Source organism: Marinobacter shunpengi (genome assembly GCF_045449715.1).
In the GTDB taxonomy this organism is placed as follows: domain Bacteria; phylum Pseudomonadota; class Gammaproteobacteria; order Pseudomonadales; family Oleiphilaceae; genus Marinobacter.
In genome coordinates this window covers 93,684-120,000 of the sequence record NZ_JBJJLA010000009.1, presented here as the reverse complement: position 1 = coordinate 120,000, position 26,317 = coordinate 93,684, and the positions used below count along the sequence as shown (strand labels likewise).

The 26,317-nt window shown below is 61.8% G+C and carries 29 protein-coding genes; 7 read left to right on the top strand and 22 right to left on the bottom strand.

Annotated features, from left to right (window positions below; translation table 11 throughout):
* Nucleotides 1-87: 87 nt before the first annotated feature.
* Together ACJO3T_RS03590 and ACJO3T_RS03585 are read right to left on the bottom strand one after the other, a co-directional pair.
* Nucleotides 88-1,482 carry an MATE family efflux transporter gene (locus tag ACJO3T_RS03590; RefSeq protein ID WP_406977804.1) on the bottom strand — a complete coding sequence of 465 codons (1,395 nt, stop codon included), beginning with the start codon at nucleotides 1,480-1,482 and terminating at the stop codon, nucleotides 88-90.
* Entirely contained in the window at nucleotides 1,479-1,952 is a 474-nt protein-coding gene (locus ACJO3T_RS03585; RefSeq protein WP_406977802.1) for a MarR family winged helix-turn-helix transcriptional regulator, read from the bottom strand. The genes ACJO3T_RS03590 and ACJO3T_RS03585 overlap by 4 nt, the downstream gene beginning before the upstream one ends.
* Before the next feature lie 103 nt (nucleotides 1,953-2,055).
* Between ACJO3T_RS03585 and ACJO3T_RS03580 the strand changes: the two genes are divergently transcribed.
* Nucleotides 2,056-2,874 (top strand): acyl-CoA thioesterase, encoded by an 819-nt coding sequence (locus ACJO3T_RS03580; RefSeq protein ID WP_406977800.1) that lies wholly within the window; start codon nucleotides 2,056-2,058, stop codon nucleotides 2,872-2,874.
* 30 nt (nucleotides 2,875-2,904) lie between these two features.
* Here the strand turns inward: ACJO3T_RS03580 and ACJO3T_RS03575 are convergent, their stop codons facing one another.
* From ACJO3T_RS03575 to ACJO3T_RS03520, 12 genes are all read right to left on the bottom strand, one after another.
* Nucleotides 2,905-3,315, bottom strand: coding sequence for a hypothetical protein (locus ACJO3T_RS03575; protein ID WP_406977798.1), 411 nt, complete (start codon nucleotides 3,313-3,315; stop codon nucleotides 2,905-2,907).
* Between the two features lie 61 nt (nucleotides 3,316-3,376).
* The gene (locus ACJO3T_RS03570; RefSeq protein ID WP_406966062.1) at nucleotides 3,377-3,742 is read right to left on the bottom strand and encodes a cupin domain-containing protein; all 366 of its coding nucleotides are present in this window, start codon (nucleotides 3,740-3,742) and stop codon (nucleotides 3,377-3,379) included.
* A 30-nt stretch (nucleotides 3,743-3,772) separates the two neighbouring features.
* A complete protein-coding gene (locus tag ACJO3T_RS03565) occupies nucleotides 3,773-4,165 on the bottom strand; it encodes a DUF6841 family protein (protein ID WP_406977796.1) in 393 nt (130 codons plus the stop codon).
* 57 nt (nucleotides 4,166-4,222) lie between these two features.
* Nucleotides 4,223-4,969 carry an SDR family oxidoreductase gene (locus tag ACJO3T_RS03560; RefSeq protein ID WP_406977794.1) on the bottom strand — a complete coding sequence of 249 codons (747 nt, stop codon included), beginning with the start codon at nucleotides 4,967-4,969 and terminating at the stop codon, nucleotides 4,223-4,225.
* 69 nt (nucleotides 4,970-5,038) lie between these two features.
* Nucleotides 5,039-5,425, bottom strand: a complete 387-nt coding sequence (locus ACJO3T_RS03555) for a tautomerase family protein (RefSeq protein WP_406977792.1) — start codon at nucleotides 5,423-5,425, stop codon at nucleotides 5,039-5,041.
* An 88-nt stretch (nucleotides 5,426-5,513) separates the two neighbouring features.
* Nucleotides 5,514-5,933 (bottom strand): VOC family protein, encoded by a 420-nt coding sequence (locus tag ACJO3T_RS03550; RefSeq protein ID WP_406966066.1) that lies wholly within the window; start codon nucleotides 5,931-5,933, stop codon nucleotides 5,514-5,516.
* A gap of 215 nt (nucleotides 5,934-6,148) precedes the next feature.
* Complete coding sequence (locus tag ACJO3T_RS03545; protein ID WP_406966067.1) at nucleotides 6,149-6,547, bottom strand: GFA family protein; 399 nt, start codon at nucleotides 6,545-6,547, stop codon at nucleotides 6,149-6,151.
* A 197-nt stretch (nucleotides 6,548-6,744) separates the two neighbouring features.
* Nucleotides 6,745-7,152, bottom strand: a complete 408-nt coding sequence (locus tag ACJO3T_RS03540; RefSeq protein ID WP_406966068.1) for a GFA family protein — start codon at nucleotides 7,150-7,152, stop codon at nucleotides 6,745-6,747.
* Nucleotides 7,153-7,166: 14 nt separating this feature from the next.
* A complete protein-coding gene (locus tag ACJO3T_RS03535; protein WP_406977790.1) occupies nucleotides 7,167-8,021 on the bottom strand; it encodes an isocitrate lyase/PEP mutase family protein in 855 nt (284 codons plus the stop codon).
* 27 nt (nucleotides 8,022-8,048) lie between these two features.
* On the bottom strand, nucleotides 8,049-8,336 hold the full coding sequence (locus ACJO3T_RS03530; protein WP_036148342.1) for a HigA family addiction module antitoxin: 288 nt from the start codon (nucleotides 8,334-8,336) through the stop codon (nucleotides 8,049-8,051).
* Nucleotides 8,337-8,346: 10 nt separating this feature from the next.
* Entirely contained in the window at nucleotides 8,347-8,625 is a 279-nt protein-coding gene (locus tag ACJO3T_RS03525; protein WP_406966070.1) for a type II toxin-antitoxin system RelE/ParE family toxin, read from the bottom strand.
* A gap of 107 nt (nucleotides 8,626-8,732) precedes the next feature.
* Complete coding sequence (locus ACJO3T_RS03520; protein WP_406977788.1) at nucleotides 8,733-10,115, bottom strand: ribonuclease J; 1,383 nt, start codon at nucleotides 10,113-10,115, stop codon at nucleotides 8,733-8,735.
* A gap of 207 nt (nucleotides 10,116-10,322) precedes the next feature.
* Here ACJO3T_RS03520 and ACJO3T_RS03515 point away from each other — a divergent pair, with 207 nt between their 5' ends.
* Together ACJO3T_RS03515 and ACJO3T_RS03510 are read left to right on the top strand one after the other, a co-directional pair.
* Nucleotides 10,323-11,801: a hypothetical protein gene (locus ACJO3T_RS03515; RefSeq protein WP_406977786.1), complete on the top strand. Its 1,479-nt coding sequence runs from the start codon at nucleotides 10,323-10,325 to the stop codon at nucleotides 11,799-11,801.
* A gap of 312 nt (nucleotides 11,802-12,113) precedes the next feature.
* Nucleotides 12,114-12,926, top strand: coding sequence for a thioesterase family protein (locus tag ACJO3T_RS03510; RefSeq protein ID WP_406977784.1), 813 nt, complete (start codon nucleotides 12,114-12,116; stop codon nucleotides 12,924-12,926).
* A 114-nt stretch (nucleotides 12,927-13,040) separates the two neighbouring features.
* Here the strand turns inward: ACJO3T_RS03510 and ACJO3T_RS03505 are convergent, their stop codons facing one another.
* From ACJO3T_RS03505 to ACJO3T_RS03485, 5 genes are all read right to left on the bottom strand, one after another.
* Nucleotides 13,041-13,616 (bottom strand): DUF6843 domain-containing protein, encoded by a 576-nt coding sequence (locus ACJO3T_RS03505; RefSeq protein WP_406977782.1) that lies wholly within the window; start codon nucleotides 13,614-13,616, stop codon nucleotides 13,041-13,043.
* A 159-nt stretch (nucleotides 13,617-13,775) separates the two neighbouring features.
* The gene (locus ACJO3T_RS03500; RefSeq protein WP_406966076.1) at nucleotides 13,776-14,192 is read right to left on the bottom strand and encodes a GFA family protein; all 417 of its coding nucleotides are present in this window, start codon (nucleotides 14,190-14,192) and stop codon (nucleotides 13,776-13,778) included.
* A 288-nt stretch (nucleotides 14,193-14,480) separates the two neighbouring features.
* Nucleotides 14,481-15,275 (bottom strand): inositol monophosphatase family protein, encoded by a 795-nt coding sequence (locus ACJO3T_RS03495; protein ID WP_406977780.1) that lies wholly within the window; start codon nucleotides 15,273-15,275, stop codon nucleotides 14,481-14,483.
* 62 nt (nucleotides 15,276-15,337) lie between these two features.
* Nucleotides 15,338-16,507, bottom strand: coding sequence for an HlyD family secretion protein (locus ACJO3T_RS03490; protein ID WP_406977779.1), 1,170 nt, complete (start codon nucleotides 16,505-16,507; stop codon nucleotides 15,338-15,340).
* Nucleotides 16,500-18,089, bottom strand: coding sequence for a DHA2 family efflux MFS transporter permease subunit (locus ACJO3T_RS03485; RefSeq protein WP_406977777.1), 1,590 nt, complete (start codon nucleotides 18,087-18,089; stop codon nucleotides 16,500-16,502). Before ACJO3T_RS03485 ends, ACJO3T_RS03490 begins: the two co-directional genes overlap by 8 nt.
* Nucleotides 18,090-18,229: 140 nt before the next feature.
* Here ACJO3T_RS03485 and ACJO3T_RS03480 point away from each other — a divergent pair, with 140 nt between their 5' ends.
* Complete coding sequence (locus ACJO3T_RS03480; RefSeq protein ID WP_406977776.1) at nucleotides 18,230-19,147, top strand: LysR family transcriptional regulator; 918 nt, start codon at nucleotides 18,230-18,232, stop codon at nucleotides 19,145-19,147.
* A gap of 173 nt (nucleotides 19,148-19,320) precedes the next feature.
* The gene (locus tag ACJO3T_RS03475) at nucleotides 19,321-19,533 is read left to right on the top strand and encodes a hypothetical protein (protein ID WP_406966081.1); all 213 of its coding nucleotides are present in this window, start codon (nucleotides 19,321-19,323) and stop codon (nucleotides 19,531-19,533) included.
* Nucleotides 19,534-19,592: 59 nt separating this feature from the next.
* On the opposite strand, the gene ACJO3T_RS03470 is transcribed toward ACJO3T_RS03475, so the two are convergent.
* From ACJO3T_RS03470 to ACJO3T_RS03460, 3 genes are all read right to left on the bottom strand, one after another.
* The gene (locus ACJO3T_RS03470; protein ID WP_406966083.1) at nucleotides 19,593-20,894 is read right to left on the bottom strand and encodes a pyridoxal phosphate-dependent aminotransferase; all 1,302 of its coding nucleotides are present in this window, start codon (nucleotides 20,892-20,894) and stop codon (nucleotides 19,593-19,595) included.
* 114 nt (nucleotides 20,895-21,008) lie between these two features.
* On the bottom strand, nucleotides 21,009-22,700 hold the full coding sequence (locus ACJO3T_RS03465) for an acetolactate synthase large subunit (protein ID WP_406966084.1): 1,692 nt from the start codon (nucleotides 22,698-22,700) through the stop codon (nucleotides 21,009-21,011).
* Between the two features lie 75 nt (nucleotides 22,701-22,775).
* A complete protein-coding gene (locus ACJO3T_RS03460; RefSeq protein WP_328185171.1) occupies nucleotides 22,776-23,093 on the bottom strand; it encodes a DUF3301 domain-containing protein in 318 nt (105 codons plus the stop codon).
* Between the two features lie 158 nt (nucleotides 23,094-23,251).
* Here ACJO3T_RS03460 and ACJO3T_RS03455 point away from each other — a divergent pair, with 158 nt between their 5' ends.
* Together ACJO3T_RS03455 and ACJO3T_RS03450 are read left to right on the top strand one after the other, a co-directional pair.
* Nucleotides 23,252-23,761: a DnaJ domain-containing protein gene (locus tag ACJO3T_RS03455; protein ID WP_406966085.1), complete on the top strand. Its 510-nt coding sequence runs from the start codon at nucleotides 23,252-23,254 to the stop codon at nucleotides 23,759-23,761.
* Nucleotides 23,762-23,848: 87 nt separating this feature from the next.
* On the top strand, nucleotides 23,849-26,206 hold the full coding sequence (locus tag ACJO3T_RS03450) for a glucose/quinate/shikimate family membrane-bound PQQ-dependent dehydrogenase (RefSeq protein ID WP_406966086.1): 2,358 nt from the start codon (nucleotides 23,849-23,851) through the stop codon (nucleotides 26,204-26,206).
* Nucleotides 26,207-26,317: the final 111 nt, after the last annotated feature.

Here is a 26,317-nt window from a genome sequence, read left to right as displayed (position 1 = left end):
TTGGTAAGGCGAGTGGGTCAGCATAGGATATGGGCCGGGGGTGTCAACGCCGCGCGCCATCCAATGGCCACCACCACGCCCGTGCTGTCATTGGCCAGGTAACGCCCGGCGCCAGGCGCCGAGCCGCAGGGCACTGGCCGTAATGGCGCCGAACAGCAGCATACCGGCGGCGATACAGGCGTAGACCGCATCCAGCCCGAAACCGAACCCGTATGCCACCAGCGAGGCACCACCAATGGCCACCACAAACCGGACCAGTGCGGCGAATACCGGCCACTGGATAAAACCCGCCCCCTGGGAACCGAAGTAGAGGGCTAGGCCCAGGCCCTGGAACAGGAACACCGGGCCGACAATCTGCAGGAACCGGGCACCGGCGGCAAACGTTTCCGGATCATCGGTAAACAGGCCAACCCAAAGTCCCGGTGCTATCGCCAGTAACAGGCCGACACTGCCGGTCAGTGCTGCCGCGAGCGCGCCACCAGTCCAGCCCACCTGCTCGGCCCTTGCCACCTGACCGGCGCCCATATTAGTACCGACGATGGCCGTCATGGCGGCACCGATGCCAAACACCATCGGAATCAACAGAAACTCCAGCCGGGCGGCAATACCATAGCCCGCCAGGGCCGCGGCGCCGAAACCACTGACAATCACGTTCACCGCGGCAATGGCCAGCACCGTGAGTACCGGAGACAGCGACGCCAGTGCCCCGACCCGGAAGATATCTGCAAACAGCCCGCGTTGCAGGGTCAGGCTGGACAGCCGCAGTTGCAGTACCTGTCCATTGCCGGCCAGCCTGACCAGGAGCACGGCGGCCATCAGGCCCATGGTCAACACCACAGAAATGGCGGCGCCCGCCACCCCAAGTTGCGGCAGGCCCGCCCAGCCCAGGATCAGTGCGCCGGATAGCGGAATCTGGACAAATGCACCCAGCACTATCACCACGGCAGGAAAGCGCATTTCCCCCATGCCCCGGTAGATGGCCGCGATAATACCCATCAGCCACAGGGCCACACTGCCCCCAAACAGGATATGGCCATAGATCAGGGCGTCGTTGATGACAGCCGGGGTGACGTCGAGTTGATTGAGCAGGGCCGCCCCGACAAGCCACCACAGCAGCCAGAACAGACCGCCCGCAGCCACCGCAATAGTCACGCCATGCCAGATCAACGCCTCTGCCTGGTCCCTGCGGCCCCGGCCCAGCGCCCTGGCCACAGAACTGCTCAATGCCCCACCAATCGCGCCGTTGGCCAGCATCTGCATCAGCATCAACCCCGGGAACATCAGGGCAATGGCGGCCAGTGCCGCGGTGCCAAGATGCCCGATGAACCAGACCTCAGCCATGCTCACACTGCCCTGCACCAGGAAGGCGATGGCGTTGGGCGCGGCCATGGCGAGGATCAGTGGTAGCGCCGGACGACTGAGCATCTGTTCGGTGCGTGTCATGGCCGCTGGCGGGGCTGTCCCCGGCGCGGAGGCGGTCATGAGTCTGCCCCGGTTGGCTCGTGGGGCGCGAGCAGGTCCAGTGATTCATCAATCAGGCTGTGCAGCGCCATGACCCGCTCTTCGCCCAGCATGCGGTTGATGCGCTGCTGGGCCCGCTTCCAGTGCTCCCTGGCCTGGTGCCACTTCTGCCGGCCGTCGTCGGTGATGACAATGGTCCGGCTGCGGCGATCCGGGCCGGGGGACTGGGCGAGCCAGCCGGCATCCAGCAGGGGCTTCAGGTTGCGGGTGAGGGTGGAGGCGTCCATTTTCATGGCCCTTGCAAGATCCCCCGGGCGCACCGGGCCCAGCTGGATGACGTGGGCCATCAGTGCGTATTGGGTGCCCTTGAGCCCGGCCTGCCCCAGTTCGGCATCGTAGAACTGCGACACCTGCCGCATCAGTTGCCTGATGCGGTAGTTGGTGCAACCCTGGGGTTTGGCCTTGTCGGATACCGGGGATTTGACGGTCATGGGAGGCTCCGGATAGTATTTGTAGCTGCAAGTATTGTATATGCAACTATCACCGTCAAGATCCGGCAGCCGGGTCCACCTCTAATCCGTGTGCGAGGCCACCATGACTGACAACAACACCCCCGTTCATCCCCTCGACCAGGCCGTTGCCCTGACCCCCGTCGACACCGGGCGCTGGCAGGGCGCCACCAGCCCGGCCTACGCCAACATGGTCGGGCCGTTTGGTGGCACCACCGGCGCCACGTTGCTCAACGGCGTGCTCTCCCACGAGGAACTGCTGGGCGAACCGGTGTCGCTGACCGTCAATTTCGCCGCCCCCGTGGCGGATGGCGACTTTGAGGTCATCGCCCGGCCAGTGCGCACCAATCGCAACAGTCAGCACTGGTGGGTGGAGATGCTGCAGGGTGGTGAGACCGTGGCCTTCGCTACCGCCGTAACGGCGCGAAGGCGCGAGACCTGGGCCAGCACCGAGAGCGCCTTCCCGGAGGTGCCGCCCGCGTCCGACCTCTCCGATGCGTCCAAGGAAGGTCGTCCGAAGTGGACCCGGAACTACGACATGCGTTTCGTCGATGGTGAACTGATGAAGGAACCGCACCCGGAGTACCCGTCCCGGAGCCGGGTATGGCTGCAGGACCAGCCGGCGCGATCGCTGGACTTCGTCTCCCTGTCGGCCCTGTGCGACGCCTTCTTTCCCCGCATCTACATCCGGCGGCCAAAGCTGGTACCTATCGGCACCGTCTCCCTGACCACCTATTTCCATGTCAGCGGCGAGCAACTGGCGTCCATCGGCAGTGCCCCGGTACTGGGGGTGGCCAGCGCGAACCACTTCGGCCAGGGGTTCTTCGACCAGAGCGCCGAAGTCTGGAGCCCGGGCGGAGAGTTGCTTGCCACTACGCATCAGGTGGTTTATTTCAAGGAGTAACGACCGGGCCCGGGGTATCGCTGCATCTGGTTAACTGGACACCTGAATGTACCATCTGGGCCTGATGTGCCCGAAATCCCGGCGGACGTTTGATGTCAGGGCCTTCTTGGAATCCAGCACCGTTGCCTCGCCGTCTTCCCGGACAAACACCACCCAATGCCAGAACGGCCTGCCCCGTTCCATACGCCACTTGATGGCCATGAGCGCCCTGTCCGGCAGGTGCTCCCAGGACTCGAACGGCGTTTCCCGGGGCGACACGGAGATACCGAATTCCCGCAGAAGTTTCCGGACGTGCCCGGTTTCCGACCAAAGCGCGGTATCTGCCGCGTAGATGCCCAGGGCATTCGCCTTCCGTTTGGCCTCCGCATAACTGACGCCCGCAAGAGCCGCGCATGCGGCGATACCACAGCCGGTTGTTTCTTCCTGGATGACTGGTTTCATGTCTGTATCAATCTATATTTTGTGGTAGGGGGCGACGTCAGAAGTTTTCCGTGGACGGTCGCTACACCCAGACATCGTTCTCCGCCTGAAGCTCGCCACCGGAATCACCGGTGTTAACGACGCCCTGGGGTTCAATCAGCAGAACATGGCACTCATTTTCAGCAAAGGGCCTATGTTCCACCCCTTTGGGGACCACATACATTTCGCCCTCGGACAGATGGACAACACCATCTCGAAGCTCAATGCCCATTGCACCTTTGACCACCAGGAACACCTCATCGGTATCCTTATGGTCATGCCATACGAAATCGCCGAGGAACTTAGCCAGCTTGAACTGGTAGTCGTTCATTTCCGCGACGATGCGTGGCGACCAGTGTTCTGAAAACTTGCTGAACTTCTCGGCCAGATTGACGACGTCTGATTGCATTGGTGTATACCTCTATCTGTTCCCGTTCTGTTACTCGACGTGGTCGACGGTGGCAAAGGCGAGGGCTTTACCGCTCCCAAAGGACAGCATGTAAGATTCCGGCCAGGACGTGACCGATGTCCCGGCGGTATCCACCAGATCCCAGGTTACAGAGGCTATCGCGCATTCAGATCCCAGCCAGTTTATGGAAAGACTCGAATAGTGACATTCACGGCACCCTTGCGAGTGATAGTCATCCAGGTAGGACTGAAAATACGCCGCCAGAGCCGAACCTGAATTGAAAACTTTACATGCATCACCGGGCCCTTTGGCCAGATAGGGAAGGCTGAATTTTTCAGCTACCCGATCACCATCGAAGCTCGAAAATGCGGCGACGAAATCACCGAAAAACGCCCTGATGGCGGGATCCTGTTCTTCATCCATGTGGTTTAATATCCTTAGTGCGTCCGCGTAGTGCAACCTATCAGGGCGGACTAACGTTCATCGTCCTCCCGCCACGTCCAGCAACGATCCTGTCGAATAGGACGCCTCATCTGAGAGCAGCCATAGTATGGCCCTGGCGACCTCTTCAGGTTGGCCGCCACGCTGCATCGGGACCGAGCCCTTGACCCGGTCTACACGTTCCGGCTCACCGCCACTGGCGTGGATGTCCGTATAGATGACGCCGGGCCGAACCGCGTTCACCCTGATGCCCTCTGCCGCCACCTCCTTGGCAAGCCCGATGGTAAAGCTATCAATAGCGCCTTTGGCTGCCGCATAGTCGACGTACTCGTTCGGCGATCCCAGGCGAGACGCCGCGGAGGACACGTTGACGATGGCGCCGCCCTGTCCGCCATGGGTCCGCGACATCCGGCGTATCGCTTCCCTCGCACACAGAAAGCTTCCCAACACGTTCACCGCCAGTGTGTGCTCAATCCTCGCTGCTGACATCTGTTCAACCCGGGTTTGCACATCCAGCACACCCGCATTATTGACCAAAGCGTGGATGGTTCCGAATTCTTCATCCACTGCTTCGAAGAGACCAATCACATCCGCTTCTTTGGAGACATCAGCCGCAAAAGAGGATGCCTTGCCACCGGCTTTCTGAATATCTCTGACGATCTTGAGGGCCGCATCAGCGTCAGTCAGGTAACTGATGGCCACCGCGTATCCGGAGGTCGCCGCCAGTTTCGCGGTTGACGCCCCAATTCCCCGGCTGCCTCCCGTTATCAGTATCACCTTTTCCATATCCTACTCCTCGCCAAACAACCGCAGTCGTTGGTCCTCTACCGGGCCAGGAACGAACTCGGATGGGTACTACACATTGACTGAGTACTTGAGGTCACGAGCCTCGTCGCCCGTCATGCCCCGGAACCCCCAACAGTGGGCAGGCTGCTCTTTTATCGTGATTTCGACATCCACGGGTGAGATGCCAATCTCTGACTCGATCTTCTGGAATAGCTCCTTGATCAGGGCTTTCTGGGTTTCCGGCTTGCGCCCCTGCATCATATTGATCTCAATGGCCGTGTAAGCGGGCGTTCTGCCGCCTGGGTAATAGAAATTTTCGGCGTCCATTGGGATGAACCGATGAGCCCGCTTGTCCTCCGGCATACCCAGAACTGCTTTCATGCAACCGTGAATGACCTCCGAAAGCCGGGCCTTCACCGGGTTAAGGTGTTCCTTGATTCCATAGATGACGATCATCCTGCCTCCTGCAATGTGTGACGTAGGCGTTGGGTACTGTCTCCGGATGGGGGAGCTATTTCGCGCCATATTCTGGTGGTGGGCGTTCTTAACCTGCCTGATCATCTGCGGGAATCGCAGCTGGATCCATCCACATGGCCTCCCAGACGTGCCCATCTGGATCCGCCAGATTCCTGTTATACATGAAACCAAGTTCCTGGACAGGGTTGATGTCTGCCGTGCCACCATTCTTGGCAGCCGCCTCGTTCATGGCATCGACGGCTTCGCGGCTGTCGCACGACACGGCAAGCATCACTTCGCTGGACGTTGCCGGTGGGATCGGGCGGTCGGTAAAGGTACGCCACTTGGCATGGGTGAGCAGCATGACGTGGATCACCTCGCTCCATACCATGCAGGCTGCGGTATCGTCGGTAAAGTGTGGGTTGTTCTCGAAGCCGAGGGCCTTGTAGAAGTTCATCGATGCCTTGAGGTCCGTCACGGGCAGGTTCACGAAGATCATTCGGGACATGGTTCGCTTTCTCCAGGTTGTTGATCAATTGACAGCGTCATGTGCTGCCTCCTTACAGTCGAACAACCAATCGAGATTTCGACAGCGACGAGAAATTCTTCTGCGTTCCATCGAGACCGCGATCTGTACCGCACCAAAGGCCGTCGGCTGCCATATCTTCCAAAAATGACTATTGCCTATTGATACCGGGAAGGTTCATGAGTGTTATCACCGCCTCAGTCATACTCTGCATGCTGAGGCAGGTCATCCGTAATCTCGAACCAGGGAGCCTTGCTGCCCACAAAGACGTGACGTTCTGCCCTTACTCCCGGATCCGTGTCGAGCGTTCCGAGCGGAAAACCATAGACTTCGGGGTTCGCATCGAATTTGGTGTAGAGGCTGGAGCCGCAGTTTGAGCAAAAGCCTTTATGCTCTCCGGGAGAGGACTCGTAGAACGTCATCAACTCCTGACCTTTGACGGTGCGCCAGTCCGACGACCGTACTTTTGCACGGGTTCTGAACGCCGAGGCATGTAGCTTCCGGCACATTGTGCAATGACAGTTCAGGATATCGGTCAGCGGACCGTTGATTTCGTACTGAATGCCTCCGCAGAGACAGCTACCTGTTTGCTTCATGTACTACCTCCTTGTGTGATATCAGCTATAAGCGGCGGCTGAAAGCTGCTTGGTGAAGGAGCCTTAAGCCCAGTCCTTTGCGCATGCGCTTGTTGGACTTCATCGGTAAGCAACATTTACGTTCTAACGGGTAAGACCTGACCTCGATCCAGAAAGGTCATCATCAGCTCCTGGCCATTGATGGTAGGCCAATCGAATTATGGCTGCCTGTCATAGACTGCCACACCCTCAGGTATGGAATACCAGTCCTGCTTCTCGCTGACCCAGACATGGGCGGTCGGTTTGATGATGCTGGTATCGGACAGATTTGATGGTTTGAGCTTTATCTTGTCAGGCTGGTCGGGGTTAAAGTGATAGATGCGGTTACCACAGGTCGGGCAAAACATGGCCCCGTTTATATTGCCGCTTTCCGCAACCCGTCTCCACTCCACCATCTCGCCCTGAAACTCGATGGCGGTCGCATCCACAACCGCCGTGATGCTGAACGCACTGGTCGAGAGTTTCTGGCACTCCTTGCAGTGACAGGCCATCACCAACAGAGGCTCAGCGAGCAATTGATAGGTTACGCCCCCACACTGGCAGGATCCTTCGATGGGATAGTTCATGTCTGTCTCATCCTTCACAGTTCCGACTCAAAAATCCGGTTCAGTTCAGTCTGGGGTATCTGGTCCTTCGCATAGGAGAAGGTGCCGTGTTCCAGCATCTCCTGCGCGGCCGCGCGTAGCTGAAAATAGAGGGCACGGGCCAGGCTGCCACCGATGCTGACCCGGCGGACGCCCAGGTCACGCAATTGCGCGAGGCTTACGTCGCTGCCGCTCAGCCCCATGACCACGTTCAGGGGGCCGGTCAGTTCACGAACCAGCTCGCCCACGGTTTCGACATCACTGGCGCCGGGCGCGAACAGACAGTCAGCGCCCGCCTCCCGGTAGAGGTTGGCCCTTTCTATGGCTTCCGCCAGGCCACCCGGTTTCCCGATGTTGAAGCGATCGGTCCGGGCCACAAGCACAAACGGGATCCCACTCTCATCAATCGCGCGCCGCGCCGCTGCTATGCGCTCGACGGCGAGTGAGCGGTCGTAGAGAGGATGCGTCTCATCGCCTGTGTAGTCTTCAATGTTGCCGCCAACGGCTCCAGCCTCAATGGCACGCCGGATGGAGTCGGCAACCGCTTCCGGAGAATCGCCGAACCCACTCTCCAGATCGGCATTGACGGGCACTGACACGGATTCACAGATGGCTGAGACCTCCGCAAGCATGGCATCGCGGTCCATTCTTGCGTCGGGAGAGCAGAAACCATTGTCAGGCTTGCCCCGTGAAAAGGCGATGCCTGCGCTTGTGGTGCCGATAGCATCGAACCCGGACGCGACCAGCATCTTGGCACTGCCGGGATCCCAGGCATTGGGCATCAGAAAACAGCCATCGTCCTGATGGCGCTCCAGGAAGCTTTCCGCTTTTTGTTTCTGAGCGTCATTCATGCCTGGGCCTTCCTGTGTTGTGGAACTTCAAGCCGCAACAAGCTTCTTCACGTTGAGTTCCTTACGGTGTTGTTCGGCATGCCAAAGCTCATACTGGGACTGCTGATTCAGCCAGCTTTCCGCCGAGGTATCAAAAGCGATAGAGAGCCGAATAGCCATTTCGGGACTAATGCCCGCCTTGCCATTCAGAACAGCGCTCAGGGTTTTGCGGCTAACGCCCAACGCCTCTGCGGCCGCCGTGACGGAAAGGCCAAGGGGCTCAAGACATAGCTCCCGCAATACTTCGCCGGGGTGGGGAGGGTTGTGCATCAACATTGGTAGCACCTCAATGATAGTCTTCGTAATTCACGATCTCGGCATCTCCGTCCTCGAACCGGAAAGTCACTCGCCAGTTACCGCTGACGGTCACTGACCAGATTCCAGCACGATTACCAGAAAGCTCGTGCAAGCGAAGACCGGGCAGGTCCATATCCCTGGCATCCGACGCTGCATTTAGTCTACCGAGAATGAGCCGAAGCCTCTTGGCGTGCGCGGCCTGAATCCCTGCGGTATTGCCGGACTTGAAAAACTTCGCCAATCCCTTGTGTTTGAAGCTTCGAATCATTCCTTAAATGTAACCTGTAACGTATCGGGTGTCAAGGTCCGTAAAGCATAGGCTCAGGTATCGGTTGGGATCAAAATCTGGCAGATCCTCGACGGGCACCAGGCCACTCAAACCACCCGAACCAGTTCCCCCTTTTCCCAACCAAGACGTCCGGTTTCCACCACCTGCCGACGCATGCCCGGCACCGGGCGGATCATGAACAGGTCGCCGTTGCGGCCGAGCAGGGCCTTGGGCACGCCGCATTCCCGCGCCAGGCCGGCGTGGGCGTCCATGTGTTCGGCTTCGCCGTGTACGGGGATGGCCACGCCCGGCTGCACCCACTGGTACATCGCGCGCAGTTCGTCCCGGGCAGGGTGGCCGGAGGCGTGGATGGGCAGGTCGGCGGCTTCGGCGGTGATCACTTCCACACCCTGTTCCCTGAGGCTGGCGATGAGTGCATCGATGGCGTCTTCGTTGCCGGGGATGGCCCGGGCGCTGAAGATCACCCGGTCACCCGGCTCCAGCTCCACCTCGGGATGCGAGCCCATGGCCATGCGGCGCAGGGCGGTGCGCGGTTCACCCTGGCTACCGGTGGCGACGGCCAGCACCTCCTCCCGTGGAAGATAGCCCAGGTGGGCAGGGGGTATAAGGTGGTCGTCCGCGTTCCAGACGCCAGCGGCCTTTGCCGCGCCGGCCATGTTGATCAGCGAGCGCCCCAGCAGCCCCATGTAGCGGCCGGTGGCCCGGGCCACGTTGGCCAGGGTGTGCAGCCGGGCGATGTTGCTGCCGAAGCAGGCGACGATGACCCTCCCCGGCGCGCCTTCAATTGCAGCCAGCAACCCCTTCTCCAGCGTCGACTCGGACACGGAGTGCCCCGCCACCGTGGCGTTGGTGGAATCACACACCATGGCCGTCACGCCTTCGTTCGCCAGGGCCTTGAAGGTGCCCGACGTGTAGCCGTGGCCCACCAGTGGCTCCTCGTCCAGCTTCCAGTCGCCGCTGTGGAAGATATGGCCCGCCGGGGTGCGGATCATCAGGGCGTTGGGATCGGGGATGGAGTGGGTCAGCGCCAGCCACTGCACCTCGAACGGGCCGATGGTGCGACGTTCGTCCACGTCCACCACGTGGATCGGCACCCGGTGCAGCAGGTCGAACTCCGCCAGCTTGCGGCGCAGGATCTCGGCGGTAAAGCGGCTGGTGTAGATTGGACATTGCAGCAGCGGCCACAGGTAGGGCACCGCGCCGATGTGGTCCTCATGGGCATGGGTGATGATCAGCCCGGCGAGCTGCTCGCGGCGGTCGGCGATAAAGGCGGGATCGGCCATCTGCACTGGCGGTTCGCCACGCCCGTGTACCGTGCCGTCGGCAATCACCCGACCGGGCCGGGGAAAGGTCACCCCGCAGTCCACCATCAGCCACTGGCCGTCGTGGCCGTAGAGGTTGAGGTTCATGCCGATTTCACCAGTGCCGCCGAGGGGCAGGAACCAGAGGTCGTTGTGGTCGGGCGTCATGGGGGCCTTATTGCTTCCGGGAAGTGAGATCAACGGGCAGTGTAACCCAGAATCCTGCGGGGGCCGCGGCGTTTAAGCGAGCTCATACGGTCAGATCTTGCGTTTTGATGTCCTCCCAGTTCCGGGGCTGGCCGTGTGTGCTAGGCTGAAAACAGTTCTGCTGTCGGCCGGTACCGACAGTTCTGACCAACCGTTACGGCATCCCCAATGGCAGTCAGGGCAATGATCCGTTTCCCCCCAGTAGCTGTGCTGCTCCGCAATGTAGTAGCACTGGCTTTCGTGGTGTTGGTTCTCGCGGGATGTGCCAGCTACCGTCCTCCCGTACCTATGTTCAGCGCCAACTGCACCACCGCCTGGGAAGATGTCGACCGGCAGTTGCACCTGGCGGGTATCGAAGATGCCCAGGGTACGGAAATTCCGGGTTACCCCTATCTGAGGGTCAATCGGACCCTGGTGCATGTTGACCTGAAATCATTGGACCCGGGACAACGGCAGGACTGGTTAGATCACGCGCTGGCCAACGGTGAGAGCGCGTTGCGCGCACGCCTGAAACGCCTGGAGTCTCCCCACGGGTTTGATCCGGCCCGGCTGATGCAGTGTGCCCGGCGGCAGGTGGAGGCGCTGGCCGCCGATTCCCGCCGTTGGCAGGCACTGGTGCCTGAGGTACATCAACCGGATGCTTACCTTGACTGGCGCCGGGTTGTCGGTGTCTATCCGCTGGTGCGGCCGATATTGTCTTACCAGGTGGGTCAGCTTGAAGAGGAGCAGGTCGGGCTCTTCGGCACCTCCGTTGACGGTCCCGATGCTCGCCTCTTTGGCCCGGCCCCGTTGGCACCCGCCCCGGCGAAGGTAAGGGCCATTCTCGGCCGTGAGCAGGCATGGGACGACGTGGGGATGCCGTCGTTCGAGCCGGAGGAGCTATCACAGTTACTCGCTTATCATGCGCCCTACCTGATGATGGCAAGCAGCAAACCCTACGACATACCGGGCAGCCCCCATTGGAACGACAGCCAGTGGCAGGTGACGCCACCGGCCAGGGCCTACACCCTGCTTTCCCGGGTCCGCTGGCAGCACCAATGGCTGCCGCAGTTGGTGTATGTGTTCTGGTTCGACAGTCGGCCCCGGCCCCATTCCCTGGATCTGTATGGTGGTCGCCTCGACGGCCTGATCTGGCGGGTAACGCTGGACCGGAACGCCGATGTGCTGATGTACGAAAGTGTGCACCCCTGTGGCTGCTACCTGCAGTGGTACCCCAACCCGGACCGGCTCCGGCTGGTGCCTGAATCCGTGGGTGACGAGATCATGTCAGTTCTGCCCATAGTGCCACCCGCGAACGATGCCACCACTGCACGGGCAACCCTCCACCTTCAGAGTGGCACCCACTACGTCACCGATGTCCGGTTCGGGTCGCCATCAGCGTCGGGCAAAGCCGCGACCCGGTACCAGATGCTGGACTATGACCAGCTCCGCGCGTTACCGGATGGCCAGGGCGGACATCGGAGCCTGTTCCTCCCCAACGGTCTGGTGCCCGGTACCGCCCGCCTGGAACGGTTCCTGCTCTGGCCCACCGGCGTGCTTTCCCCGGGCGCCATGCGTCAGTGGGGGCACCACGCAACAGCCTTCATCGGCAAGCGCCATTTTGACGATCCGGATCTGCTCAACCGCTACTTCGAACCGGTGCCATAGGGCACGGTCGCTGCTGTCGTGGTGTTCGAGCGGGTTCCCTGAGGCAGCGGCCAGACGATGTGCCGGACACCCATCCCCAAGGCGCCACTTTCCCGGTATGCTGGTCTAGTGTCCCGTCTGGCTAATTCCTTAATCTACTGCAAGCCCTTCGGGAGCTCCTGAAAAGCCGAATAGCGTCGTTCTGCTGTCTCGACTTGGAACCACCAAACCTTCACCAGCACGTCTAGCTCTTCGGCTTTTCAGAAGCTCAGTAGGTTAAGGAATTAGCCAGACGGGACACTAGTTACTACAACAATCATAAGGAAAACAACGATGGCCGAGGCGTTATTCCTGCGTGATGGCGAAGCCTACCTGCCCACCGAGAATGCCAGCGGGCCCTGGAGCCCGGATTACCTGCACGGTGGTCCGCCCACCGGGCTGCTGGCGTGGGCGCTGGAGCAGGCAGCCGCCGGCAGTGGCCTGCGGCTGGCGAGACTGACCACCGACCTGCTTCGTCCGGTGCCGTCAAAGCCGCTCACCGTCAGGGTCGAGACGGTGCGCACTGGTCGCAGGCTCCGCGTGCTGCAGGCCGATCTGCTGGCGGACGACGTGGTGGTCAGCCGGGCCACGGCACTGTACCTGGAACAGGCGCCGCTGGACGTCCCCGGGCACGCCCGCTTTCCCGACGACACCCTGCCGGCCCGCGAGGGCCCGGCACAGACGCTGGTACAGATTTCCGAACGCGGCCGCGACGTGCCGCAGCTGACACTCACCGGGCTGCACACCACCGCCGAGGTCCACCTGATCGACGGCGTGCAGGGCCGTGGGGTAGGGCGGGTCTGGATGCGGTTGCCGATTCCGGTGGTGGCCGGCGAGCCCTGCTCAACCACCGTGCAGGCGGCCACCCTGGCGGACTTCGGCAACGGTATCGGGCAACTGCACGTGGCCGACAACGTGGGCAGTATCAATGCCGACATCAGCCTATACCTGACACGCCCGCCCTGCGGCGAATGGATAGGATTCGATGCGCGGGCCCGCATGGGCGACAACGGCAATGGCCTGGTGGAGACCCGGCTGTTTGACGACAAGGGGGGAATTGGCCGGGTAACGCAGGCTACGTTGGCTATGCCGGTTTATGGTGGTTGATGCGCTGATGGGAAAGTCGCCGGCTGGGGGCAAAATGCGTCGGCGACCTCTGTTGTTCAGTGAGAAATCATGAAAGTTGGAGCTAGACAGAATTTCTGTATTCAGGCCTTGGTTTTAATCTGTTGATCTTTCATTGCAACTTCCGAGAAAAACCCTCTCGGGAATTGCTCCGATACCGTCGTCACTATAGATCTCGAAGTAGTTTACCTGCTCCAAAGCCTGGGACTTGGTCCCAACATAGAGGCTCTTGCTGTAAATGTTGCAATGCCTGACCGGTTGAATCTCCGAAATGCCCCCGCCAAAGACATAAGTCTCCTCCTCGGCGCGATTTTCACTGGTGTCATGAAGGCTGGTTGTCCAGCGCCCGGTGATGGGGTGCAAGTCATCGTTTTCCCCGTCGTAGAAGAAGCGGATATTGTCGCTGGCTGTTCGCCCGGGGTTGGGGCCGCCCTGAGTAAGCAGAACGCCGCTGTCAGGGATCTGGTATACCCGGGTTCCGTCTTCCGTCAATGGAGGCTCGCCAGACTGGATGCCAAAGACGATATGGAACGATCCCACGTAGTCTTCCGGGATGACATAGCGTTCCGGATGCCGTGTTTCGTCCGACTGCGCACAACCTACTATAAAGATGGTGGCCAGAAAGATGCGGGCGGTGTGGCCCAGTAGGCGGTTTAGAAAGGCTCCGGTCATAGACGAGGGTGTTCCTTGTGCCTGTTATGCCTGTCCATTCTTTTGGTGTGTCTGTCCATCAATCACAGCTGATGTCTTTACCGCTTTAAGGCCAAAGCTCACTTGCCGCTTTGGAGCGTAGCGGAAAAGCGGTCAGTTGCAGCACCTTGTTGGGCGGGGCTACCAATCTACAAGCTCACCGGAACCACCACCTTCAGATGGAAAATCCTTAAAATGGGGTAGTTCATCAACGACAGGCAGGACGGCGTACTGACATTGAACGTGAAGTTGTGGATTGAATTCCCCCTTTGGCAACAGAAACGCATTCACGCTTCGAAGACCCGCTCTAGTGATCTCTGAGAACAGATGCGTACCGCAAGTCTTGCAACGCATTCTTTGAGTCGTCTTCACCACGATAGGAGCGGGAGTTCCGTGAACCACTTTAACTGCTGTCGCAGGGTAAGTGGACGATGCAACATACGCGGCACCATGGGCTACTCGACAATCATCACAGTGACAGTACGCTTGTACAACTGGTGGTTCTTCGATCTCCAGGCTAACTTCACCACAACGGCAATGTACCTCTAGTGTCTTCAAGTTCCTTTCCTCTCAGTGGTCACTGGCGTTCAACATTTGTATATAGGTCCCCACGACCACTTTTCCGGCGACTCATATCTCCATCAAGAATATCTCAAAATTAGGCAGAAAGGCACGCCAGGTCAATGCATTACCAAAGCCGGGTCAATCTACGACCCATGTAAAATGATCAACATCCCAAATTCTTGGTGTCGCCATAGCTTTCTGATTTAAAGAGGAAAAAGAATCCAGCCAACGAGCCCCCCAGTTCATGGTCGCCGCGACCGTTTTTCCAGCCGAGCGTGCTGATCAGGCCCTGGCCAGCAATGCCCGTATTTCGTCGTAAATAGCCGGCGCCGTAATCACGTTGTCCTTACCCCAAAGATCCTCCGGATACCCCTCAGGCACTTCCGAGAAATGCCCAGCCCTGGCCCCAGCCTCCCGAGCAATCAACTTAGCCGCCGCAAAGTCCCACGGACTCACAGTTTCATAGTAGGCATCCAGCCGCCCGCAGGCGACCCAGCAGATGTCCAGTGCAGCGGAGCCGATGCGGCGCAGGTCGCGGCAGTGGTGGATCATCACGTCCAGGCGGCGGACCAGGGGTTCCAGGTTGTCCTTGGTGTAGGGGAAGCCGGTGGCGAACAGGGACTGGCGCAGGTCGGTGGCGCCGCTGTGTTTGATGGGCTCGCCGTTGAGGGTGGCGCCCTGGCCTTTTTCGGCGCGGAAGGTTTCGTTGGAGAAGGGCGCGTGCACCACGCCCACCTGGACGCGGCCTTTCTCGGCCCAGGCGATGGACACGGCCACCTGGGAGTGGCCGTAGGCGTAGTTCACGGTGCCGTCGATGGGGTCGACGATCCACAGTGGGGTGTCCAGTTCCTCCGCCTGGGTGAGGTCGGGCATGGTTTCCTCGGAGAGGATGCGGTGGTCCGGGTAGGCCTGGCGGATGGCGTTGGTGATGTATTCGTCGGCCATCACGTCGGCGTGGGTGACCAGCTCGGTCTGCTGTTTGTAGTCGGTGCGCAGGGTGTTCTGTTCCCGTTCCCGGCGGATCAGTTCGCCGGCCTCACGGGCGATGAGTTCGGCGAAGTCGGCAATCTCGGACATGGGGCGGCTCTCCCTGATGGTGTGACGGAAAGGTCTCACCATTGCAGGAAGCGCCCCGGGAATCAATCGGCCGGCTGATCCGTGGCGATGGCGACCACCACCATCATGCCGGGGCTCAGCAGGTGGCGGTCGCCCTCGTCCACGGAGATGCGCACCGGGATGCGCTGGGTGACCTTGGTGAAGTTGCCGGAGGGGTTGGAGCTGGGGATCAGCGCGAACTCGCTGGTGGCGGAGCGGCCAATGGTCCGCACCTGGCCGGAGAAGTTGCGGTCCGGCCAGGCGTCCACGTGGATATTTACCTTCTGGCCCACGGCCAGATTGCGCACGTCGGTTTCCTTCACCTTCGCCTCGATCCAGATGTTGTCCGGCTGGTACATCATCAGGATGGGCTGGCCGGCGGACAGGTATTCGCCGGTTTCCACAAAGGTGCGGGCGACCACGCCGGCGGCTGGCGCGGTGATGGTCATGTCCTCCAGCCGGGCTTGCTGTTTGCGTACATCCGCCTTCGCTTCCGCCAGTTCCTGCCGGGTGATGGCGGTCTGGGCCTCCAGCAGTTCCGGGGTGGGCAGGGTCATGGTGCTGCCGGAGAACAGGCCGAGGGCGGCGCTGTCCCGCTGGGACTGGCTCAGGGCCACCTGCTGCCTGGCGGTCTCCAGCCGGGCCTGGGCGGCAAGTCGGTTGTAGTAGTCACGGTCCCGCTGCTGTTTCGACAGGGAGCCGGACTGGAACAGGGTGTCGGCCCGCTGCCAGGCCTGCTCCGCGTCTTCCAGTTCCACTTCCGCCACTTTCAGGTCGGCCCGGGCCGCGGCCAGTTGCTGTTCGGCGTTGGCGATGCCGCCCTGCAACTGCCGGCGTGCCTGTTCGGCCTGCTGCTGTTCAAAGGCCAGTTGTGCCTCCATGCGGGCCACCCGGGCCTGGCGCTGCTCCAGCTCCAGTTGTTCCGGCCGGCTGTACAGGTTCGCCACGGTCTGGCCGGCGTCCAGCTCGTCACCATTGTCCAGGGTGAAGGTGTCCACCCGGCCGGGCAGGCGGGAGGAGACGGTGACCAGGTCGGTGGTCACGCTGGCGTTGTCCTCCACCACGTGGGTGGTGCGGTACCACAGCCACTGGCCCAGCCATACCAGGCCGGCCACCACCAGCACGGCCAGCAGCAACAGCCGGGCCATACGGCCGGGGCGCATGGCGGGCCTGCGATTGCTGGCGGCGGGGTTGTTGTTATTGTCATCAACCATGGAGTAAGTCCGTGTCGGGGCAGTCTGTTGCGTGTTGGGGTGTCCGGCTCCAGCGGCTCAGCAGCCAGGCCGGGATCACCACGAAGGTGAGCGACACCATTACCAGCCAGAAGCCGTCCTGGTAGGCCATGATGGTGGCCCAGAACTGTTCAGTGGCGCCGAGTTTCTGGAGGGCGGCGGTGGTCTGCCAGGCGTCCGGTACGCCGGTGCCCGCCAGCAGGTCCCGCCAGTGGTCGGTAGTGGCCATGGCGGTGTCGTTGCCCGGTGTTACCGCGGTGCTGATATGGCTGCCGTGCCAGGTGATGCGCCGGTCCATCATCAATACCAGGGCGGCGGTCCCGAAGGCCCCGCCCATCTGCAGCATGAAGTTGATCACGCCGGAACCGTAGCCGGTCAGCGCCGGTGGCAGCGAGCCGATGGCCCCGGACAGTGTGGGCGGCGGAAACGAGGCCATGCCCATGCTCATCAGGGTCAGCGCCAGGGCCAGGTAGAAGAACGAGGTGTAGGCATCGGACAGGGAGAACAGGTACACCGCAAAGATCGCAAAGGCCAGCCCCGGCAGGGTCATGTAGTGGGCCGGGTAGCGGTCACTCAGGCGACCGACAATGGGCACCAGTACCGCCAGTACCAGGGTGGAGGGCAGGAACAGCAGTCCCGTGGTCACCGGCCGGAAGTGCAGGACGCCCTGGGAGAACAGGGGCAGCAGGTACATGATGGCGTAGAAGGCGCCGCCGAACACGAAGATGGCCAGGCAGCCCGCCACGAAGGCCCGGTGGCGGAAGATGCCCAGGTCCAGCAGCGGAAAGGCAGTGCGCCGCTGCCACCATACGAACCCGGCCCCCAGCAACAGTGACAGCGCCACCAGCCCCACCACCGCCAGGCTGTCCCAGCCCCAGCGCTGGCCGTTGGACAGGGCGGTAAGCAGGGCAAAGATGCAGGCGAACAGGCCCACGGCGCCGGGCCAGTCGAAGGGCGGCCGGGGGCCGGTCTCCTCCCGGGTCGGCAGGAACAGGTAGCCCATCACCATGGCCGCCAGGCACATGGGCGGGGTCACGAAGAACACATAGCGCCAGGTGAAGGTCTCCACCAGCCAGCCGCCGATGACCGTGGCCAGGGTCAGGGGCAGCCCCAGGCACATGCCGTAGATGGCGGTGGCCATGCCCCGTTCACCGGCCGGGAACACCGAGAACATGGCGTCCAGGGCCAGAGGGCGGATCAGGCCGGTCATCGCGCCCTGGACCACCCGGGCCGCGACGATGGCGGCCATACTGGTGGCCAGGCCACCGATGATCGATGCCACCACAAAGGTGGCCAGCAGCCCTACGAAGGTGGCCCGTTGACCAAAGGCCCGCACCAGCCAGGGTGCAACCAGCAGGGCCACGGTGGTGGCGGCCAGGAAGCCGGTGGAGATCCACTGCACCTGCACATCGCTCAGCCCCAGGGAGCCCTTGATATAGGGCGTGGCCACGTTGACGATGGTAATGGACATGCCCAGCGCCACCAGCCCCAGCAGCATGGTGAGGGTAACGAGCCACTTGTATTTGGGCCCGTAACGCTGGAACATCAATTCCACTTGAGACATGGGGCATCCGGATGGGTGTGGAATGAGCTGAAAGGTCAGGGTTTCTGGCCCATTGGATAGCGTAGATCCGGTGGTGCTGGCAGACTTCGTCGTTTCCGACGATTTAGCAAGCTGATCAATTATAGAGTAGAGACAAGCGCTTGAAAAACCAGGAACTGACACTGCTGTACATTTTCGACGCCATCATGACCGAGGGCTCCATCACCCGGGCGGCGGAGCGCCTGTCCATGACCCAGCCGGCGGTGTCCAACGCCGTGTCGCGCATGCGCCACGCCTGGAAAGATCCGGTGTTCGTCAAGAAGGGCCGTCAGATTGAGCCCACCTCCTACGCTCTCAGTCTGTGGGATCAGGTGCGCAACCCCATGCACGAGTTGTCCCGGGCAGTAAGTACCAGTGCTTTCGATCCGGCCAGTTCACGCCGCAAGTTCCGTATTGCCCTGGTGGACATGATGTTGGATCTGCTGTGGCCGGCACTGGTCGGCAAGCTGGAACGGGACGCCCCCGGGGTGGACCTGCACGCGGTGCCCTACACCCTGGGCGGCGCCCATATGCAGCTTCGGGAAGCCCACGTGGACCTGGCCATCGGCATGTTGGAGGAACACGACCACAGCCTGCGCAGTACCTGGCTGGCTGAGAGCGGCTATGTGCTGGCCATGCGGGAGGATCACCCGCTGGCTGGGCGCCCCATCAGCCTGGAGGAATTCCTGGACGCCCGTCACCTTTTGATCTCGCCGACCGGCGACACCCATGGCCCGGTGGACTCAGCCCTGGATGCCATGGGGCTCAGTCGGCGGGTGGCGGTAACGGTCAACCACTTTCCCGCCATTCCGCAGCTGCTGAAAACCTCGGACCTGGTCACCGCCCTGCCGGACGGCATGATGCAGGATGAACAGCTGCGGGAGGGGCTCTGGCTGACACAGCTCCCTATCGATGTCGACCCCATCAGCATGTACCTGATCTGGCACGCCCGACATGACCGGGAACCGGGGCTGATCTGGATGCGCTCGCTGGTGGAGTTCCTGGTTCGCGAACGGTGGCAGGACCTGGTGGAGAAATGACTGACCGGCGATAATCGGCCCTTTTATTCATCATTTAATATGATGTGACGAATACCGTTTAACAATTTTTTTGATTGGCGCAACTCCTCAATAATACAACCATCGAGATCAGCCAAGAGCTTCAAGCGCTGATACCCGACGAGTTCAATTATTCGTTTCTGAGGAGTTCAATCATGTTCGGTATCAATGCAAACCTGAAGAAAACCGCCGCCATCGCCGCTATCGCCGTTGCCGGTGTGATGGGCGCCGCTAATGCCAGTGCCCAGCAGTACTGGATGGAAGAAGTTCTGGAGCAGCAGCTCGCCGAAAAGGCCGCCCAGGAAGCCAAGGCAGCGGAAGCCGCTGACCAGCAAGCGGAAGAGAAAGCCGACAGCAACGCTTCATGAGTTGCTGAACGGGCCCTGACCAATCCGGCCAGGGCCCGACGTTTTTATTGCCCCTCTTTTTACAGTCCTTTCAGCCAGGATTCGATCCGCTCCATGGCCTTGACCAGCTTCGGGCTGGCCTGCTGGACGAAGTCCTCTCCCTCTGCAAGATCCTGGTCCGCAAACTCGCCGGCGGCGAGCTTCAGGGCCTCCGCACCATCGAAATCCACGAACGCCAGGCGCGCGCTGAGCTGATCCGGCACGAAACCGAAGTCGCTGGCCGGCAGCATGGCGACACCGGTGTCTTCCAGCAGTCGTTTGCAGAAGGCCGCACTGGTCTTGATGTCATGCCTTGCCAGGCCGTCACGATAGGCGGAGAAGTCCGGGAACAGGTAGAAGGCCCCCTCCGGCTTGCGCACATCCACGTCCATGTCTGTCAGCCGACGGTGGACGAACTCGCCGATGGCTTTCAGAACCCGACGGGAGTGCCTGAGGTACTCGTCAATGTCCTCGCCCCCATTGAAAGCGGTAATGCCCGCATACTGGATAGGCGCCGCGGTGGAGGTGAAGGTCTCGCTGGCGATAATCGCCATGGCATCCTGCAAGGGCCGCAGCTCCGGCGGGAAGATAAACGCCCCCAGGCGCCAACCGCCTGCCCCCAGCCATTTGCTCATACCGGTGCTGATAATGGTGCCTTCGGGGTAGTAGCGGGCAATGGACTTGTGGCGGCCATCGAACTGGACTTCCCCGTAGATCTCATCCGACAGCAGGATCAGCCGGTACTTGCGGGCGACGTTGGCAATGGCCAGCAACTGGTCGTCGGTGTAAGTGCATCCCGTGGGGTTGGACGGGTAGTTGAGGATCAGGATGCGGGGGCGGGTGGGGTCGTCCCGGCAGATGATGTCCAGCTCGTCGGCGGTAAGCTGCCAGTTGTTCTCGGCATGGGTCGGCAGCCAGTGCACCGACCGCCCGATAATCCGCGCCTGGGGTGCGTAGGACACCCAGCTCGGACGGGGGATCAGCAGGTCGCCGTAGTAGGCCAGTTGCAGGATGAACAGCAACTCCTTCGAGCCGGGACCAATCAGCACATCCTCCCAGTTGCAGCGCATGCGCTCGGCCCGGTTGATGTAGCCGGAAATGGCCTCCCGCAGGCCCTTCAGGCCCTTCACCGGTAGGTAGTCCTTCTCGGCGGCATGTTCCTGCAGCGCCGCCACCACCCGGTCAGGCACCGGGAAGGGCGACTGGCCCAGGCCCAGCTTGATGATATCCCGGCCCTCGGCACGCAGCTGGTTGCTCAGCTCGTTGATGCGAAGGGTGGCGGAGGGCTGGATGCCCCGTACGTTGAGGTTGATGGCGTAGCGGTGTTCGTTGTGGATATCCATGGGCCTATACTTGCGGTGATCGTTAAATGGCTGACACCCGCAGTATAGGCAACATCAGTTGTTGCGCGAGATGGTTTTCCGGTAGGTGATTGCCGAAGGTGGCACCGTTACGGGCTATTGGCAGTCTGCATTCAGGTCCCGGGTCAACTCTGCCAGTTGTCGGTTGAACACCCGGTCGTTCTCGCTGTAGTCCACGGGCACATCTACCAGGTGTACGCCGCCTTCCAGCATGGCTCGCTCCAGCGTGGGTTGCAGGTCGTCGGCGCGGGTTACCCGGTGCCCGCTGGCGCCGTAGGACTCGGCGTAGCGGACGAAATCCGGGTTGCCGTAGTCCAGGCCGAAGTTGGGGAATCCATCCTGGGCCTGCTTCCACTTGATCATGCCATAGGCGTTGTCGTTGATGATCAGGATCACCAGGTTCAGCTTCAGCCGCACGGCGGTTTCCAGCTCCTGGCTGTTCATCATGAAGCCGCCGTCGCCACAGATGGCCATCACCTTCTGTTGCGGATACAGCATGGCCGCCATCATGGCGCTGGGCAGGCCGGCGCCCATGGACGCCAGGGCGTTGTCCAGCAGCACCGTGTTGTTGTCGTAGGCCTTGTAGTTGCGGGCGAACCACAGTTTGTACATACCGTTGTCCAGGGCGATGATGCCATCATCCGGCATTACCCGGCGCACATCCCGCACAATGCGCTGGGGAATCACCGGGAATCCGTTGTCCTCGCAGCGGTCCTCCAAATGGGCTTCCAGGGCATCCTTGACCCGCAGGAATTCGGTGAAGTCGTGGTTGGCGCAGCGGCCGCAGTTGTCCGCCAGCCATTCCACGGTGTTGGCGATGTCCCCCACCACCTCGTGCTGGGGGAAGTACACCGGGTCCACGTCGGCACCGCTGAAGTTGATGTGGATGACCTGCTTGCCACCGGGGTGCATGAAGAAGGGGGGCTTTTCCACCACATCGTGGCCCACGTTGATCACCAGGTCGGCGTGGTCGATGGCGCAGTGGACAAAGTCGCCGCTGGAGAGGGCGGCGTTGCCGATGTAACGGGAATGGCGCTCGTCCACCACGCCCTTGCCCATCTGGGTGGTGAAGAAGGGAATGTCTGTGGTGTTCACCAGGTGGATCAGGGCCTGGGACACCCGCTTGCGGTTGGCACCGGCGCCGATCATGATCAGCGGGTGCCTCGCCTCGCGGATCATTTCCGCGGCCTTCTGCAGGCTCTTTTCACTGGCGGTGGGGCGGCGGGCGTCACTGGGCGAGAAGATATGGGTGTCCGGCGTGGCCAGCTCCGCGGCAATGTCCTCCGGCAGTTCCAGGTGTACCGCGCCGGGGCGTTCCTCCGCCGCCAGGCGGAAGGCCTCCCGCAGTTTGGCGGGGATGGTGTTGGCGTTGCTGATCTGCCGGGTGTACTTGGTCAGCGGCCGCATCAGGTCCACCACGTCGAGGATCTGGAACAGCCCCTGCTTGGACGACTTGATGGGCTTCTGGCCGGAAATCATCATCATGGGCATGGCGCCAAGCTGGGCATAGGCCGCGGCGGTGACCAGGTTGGTGGCCCCCGGGCCCAGGGTGGACAGACACACACCGACCCGGCCGGTCAGGCGCCCGTAGGTGGCGGCCATGAAGCCCGCCGCCTGTTCGTGGCGGTTCAGCACCAGTTCGATGGACGACTCCCGAAGGGCTTCCAGCAGGTCAAGGTTTTCCTCCCCCGGCACGCCGAAGATATAACGCACACCTTCTTTCTCCAGGACGCGGACAAAGAGCTGTGCGCCGGTGAGGGCTCCTTCGGTGCGGGTTTCGTCAGTCATGGATCCAGCCTCCTGATGGTCGTCGCTCAATTCGGATGTTCGTGGCGTTGATGCCCCGGTGGTCAACGTTACCGGTTACTGCTGGAAGCGGTGGGCCTGCAACTCGATGTGCTCCACCCGCTGCCCCAGCATGATGATACGGCCAAGATAACGTTCCTCACCCGTGGTGGTGAAATCAAACAAGAACCGCCGCCATACCCGCAACTGTCCCTGCCGGTCCCGCTTGAACCAGAGGCCCCGCAGGTACACGGCGTCGTCCAGCAGCATCACGTCCATGCGTTTGCAGTAGTTCCGGGCGGCGGCCAGCACGGAATCCTTGATGGCCTTGGCCCGCCACCAGTACCAGATGGCGAATCCGGCAATGAAGAGCCAGGTCAGGGTGGATAGGGTCACGGGTTGCTTCCATGTCTTGGGGTCATTCGAAAGCCTACACTCCCGCGCGGAAGGTGAAAAGACGGCAGCATGAAAGCGGCCCGGAATATGACGCGCTGTCATTCATCTGCCGCCCGGGGCGTGTAGAATCGGATCGGAACATACCGGAGAGACTCTGCATGCAATGGATTCTGGGGCTTGCGCTTGCCGCCCTGCTTTTCTATGTCCTCAAGCGATGGGGTGCCCTGGACCCCACACAGAAGAAAGCCGCCACCTGGAAGATCGTGCTGGCGGTGGCCGGTGTGCTGCTGGTGTTCATGGTGCTCACCGGGCGGGTGCACGTGCTGACCGCCGCGGTGGCGGCGCTGATTCCCCTGCTGCGCAAGCTGCCGTCGCTGCTGCAGTTCCTGCCCCATGTGCGGCGCCTGTTTGGTGAGGGTGACTCTGGTGAGGGCCCCGGGGAAGGGCAGCAGCGCCGGCATCAACAGGCAGCATCCTCCGGGCAGATGTCCGAGCGGGAAGCCTGTGAAATTCTCAACGTGGAGCCGGGCTGCAGCCGTGATGAGATCGTGGCGGCCCACCGGCGGCTGATGCAGAAGATCCATCCGGATCGTGGTGGCAACGATTACCTCGCCGCCAAGGTCAATGAGGCCAAGTCCGTGCTGCTGGGCAAGCGCGGCGCTCCTTAAACTCTGTTCACCTCCATCGGGACAGTGGCGGAGTTGCGCTGGGGTGACTAGTTTTAGGGAAAGTCAGCGAAATCAAGGATCGACGCCATGGGTTTGCTTGCGTTTGTGTTTGTGGTTCTGGGGCTGGGCCTGATTATTGGCGGCGGCTGGCTGCTCAGCCTGGGAGGCAGCCTCTATTACCTGGTGGCCGGCCTGGTGCTGGTGGTGGTTGGCATCATGGCACCCAGGCGCCGGACCGCGGCCCAGGGCCTCTACGCCCTGTTCCTGATCGCCACGGCAGCCTGGAGTGTCTGGGAGTCGGGCTATGACTGGTGGCCCCTGGCCACCCGCATCGGCTGGTTCCTGTTACTGGCCATTCCGCTGCTGATCCCGGCCTCCCGTAACGACCGGGGCCCGGCCCTGGGGCTGGGTGCGGTCTGGGCGGTGACCGGCGTGGCCCTGCTGGCCAGTATGCTGAACGATCCCCATCGTATCGAGGGGCGCCTGGGCGAGCAGGTGGTCATGGAGGAGCCCCGCCTCGGAGAGAGCCCGGAAGAGGACTGGCTGGCCTGGGGGCGGACCAACCTTGGCCAGCGCTATTCGCCCCTGGATCAGATCACCCCGGACAATGTCGACAACCTGGAACTGGCCTGGCGTTACCAGACCGGTGACGTCAAACAGCCCGAGGACACCGGCGAGACCACCTACGAGGTGACACCGCTCAAGGTGGGCAACACCCTCTACCTGTGCACGCCCCACAACTGGCTGGTGGCCCTGAACGCGGACACCGGCGAGGAGCGCTGGGTCTACAAGGCGGGCATCGAGCCTAACAACCAGCGCCAGCACCAGACCTGCCGGGGTGTTTCCTACCTGCCCCCCGAGGCTGGACCGGGCACCGCCCCCGCCGTGCGGACGGTCAGTGGTCCGGCCGAGGACCAGTCACCGGTGAGTTGCGATGCCCACCTGTACCTGCCCACCGCCGATGCCCGCCTGCTGGCGCTGGACCCGTCCACCGGGGCCCGCTGTCAGGACTTTGCGGACAATGGCGAACTGGACCTGCAGCACAACATGCCGTTCACCCAGTCCGGCTTCTACTACTCCACATCGCCGCCGGTGGTGGCCAGCGGAGTGGTGGTCGTCGCCGGTTCGGTGAACGACAACTACGACATCAACTCCCCCTCCGGCGTGATCCGCGCCTATGATACCCACACCGGGGAGCTGGTCTGGAACTGGGATTCCGGCAACCCGGAGCAGACCGATCCCATCGCCGACGACGAAACCTACACCACCAGTTCCCCCAACAGCTGGTCCGTGGCCAGCGCCGACGAGGAACTGGGGCTGGTCTATTTCCCCATGGGCAACCGTACCCCGGACCAGCTTGGCATGTACCGCTCCGAGCATGAGGAGCGCTTCTCCAGTTCGGTGGTGGCGCTGGAACTGGACACCGGCCAGGTGGCCTGGGTGCGGCAGTTCGTCCACCACGACCTGTGGGACATGGACACCCCGGCACAGCCCAGCCTGCTGGACCTGGAAACCGACGACGGTGTCCAGCCGGCCCTGGTGGTGCCCACCAAGCAGGGGGATGTCTACGTGCTAAACCGGGAAACCGGCGAGCCGATCCATCCGGTCACCGAGGAACCGGCGCCCCAGGGCGCCATCGAGGGGGACTACACCGCGCCGACGCAGCCGGTGTCCGCCCTCAATTTCAACCCGCCGCCGTTGCGGGAGGCGGATATGTGGGGGGCGACGCCTTTCGACCAGTTGGCCTGCCGTATCCAGTTCCGTTCCCTCAGGTATGAGGGGCGCTACACGCCACCCAGTGAGCAGGGCACCATCGTGTATCCCGGCAACTTCGGGGTCTTCAACTGGGGCAGTATCGCGGTGGATCCGAAGCGGCAGGTGATGTTCGGCATGCCCCTGTATATGGCCTTTGTCTCAAGGCTGGTTCCCAACGAGGAGGGTGTGACGCCGGAAGGTCCGGTCAACCAGGGTGAGCAGGGCCTGAACAGCAACACTGGAGCCCCTTATTCGGTGGAACTGAAACCATTGATGTCGCCCCTGGGCATTCCCTGCCAGCAGCCTCCGTGGGGTTATGTGGCCGGTGCTGACCTGCGTACCGGGGAGGTGGTCTGGAAGCATCGCAACGGCACCGTGCGCGACATGAGCCCCCTGCCGGTCCCCTTCAGGCTCGGCGTGCCGGGCATTGGCGGGCCGGTGATCACCGAGGGCGGCGTGGTGTTCCTGGCCGCCACCGTGGACGACTACCTGCGGGCCTACGACCTGACCACCGGCGAGCAGTTGTGGCGGGCCCGGTTGCCGGCGGGTGGCCAGGCCACCCCCATGACCTACCTGAACAGCCAGGGTGAGCAGATGGTGGTGCAGGTGGCCGGTGGTCACGGCTCCATCGGCACGACCCTGGGGGATTATGTGGTGGCCTACAAACTGGCGGAGGATGCAGACAACTGATCACCGGGTCTGCGTAATGGCCGCTAAAGCGTTATGATGATGTCCCCGTGGCAGGCAGTCTGCCCGCTACTCATACAATAACGTTTAGGGAGTCGCGGCCCCTTCCTTGCC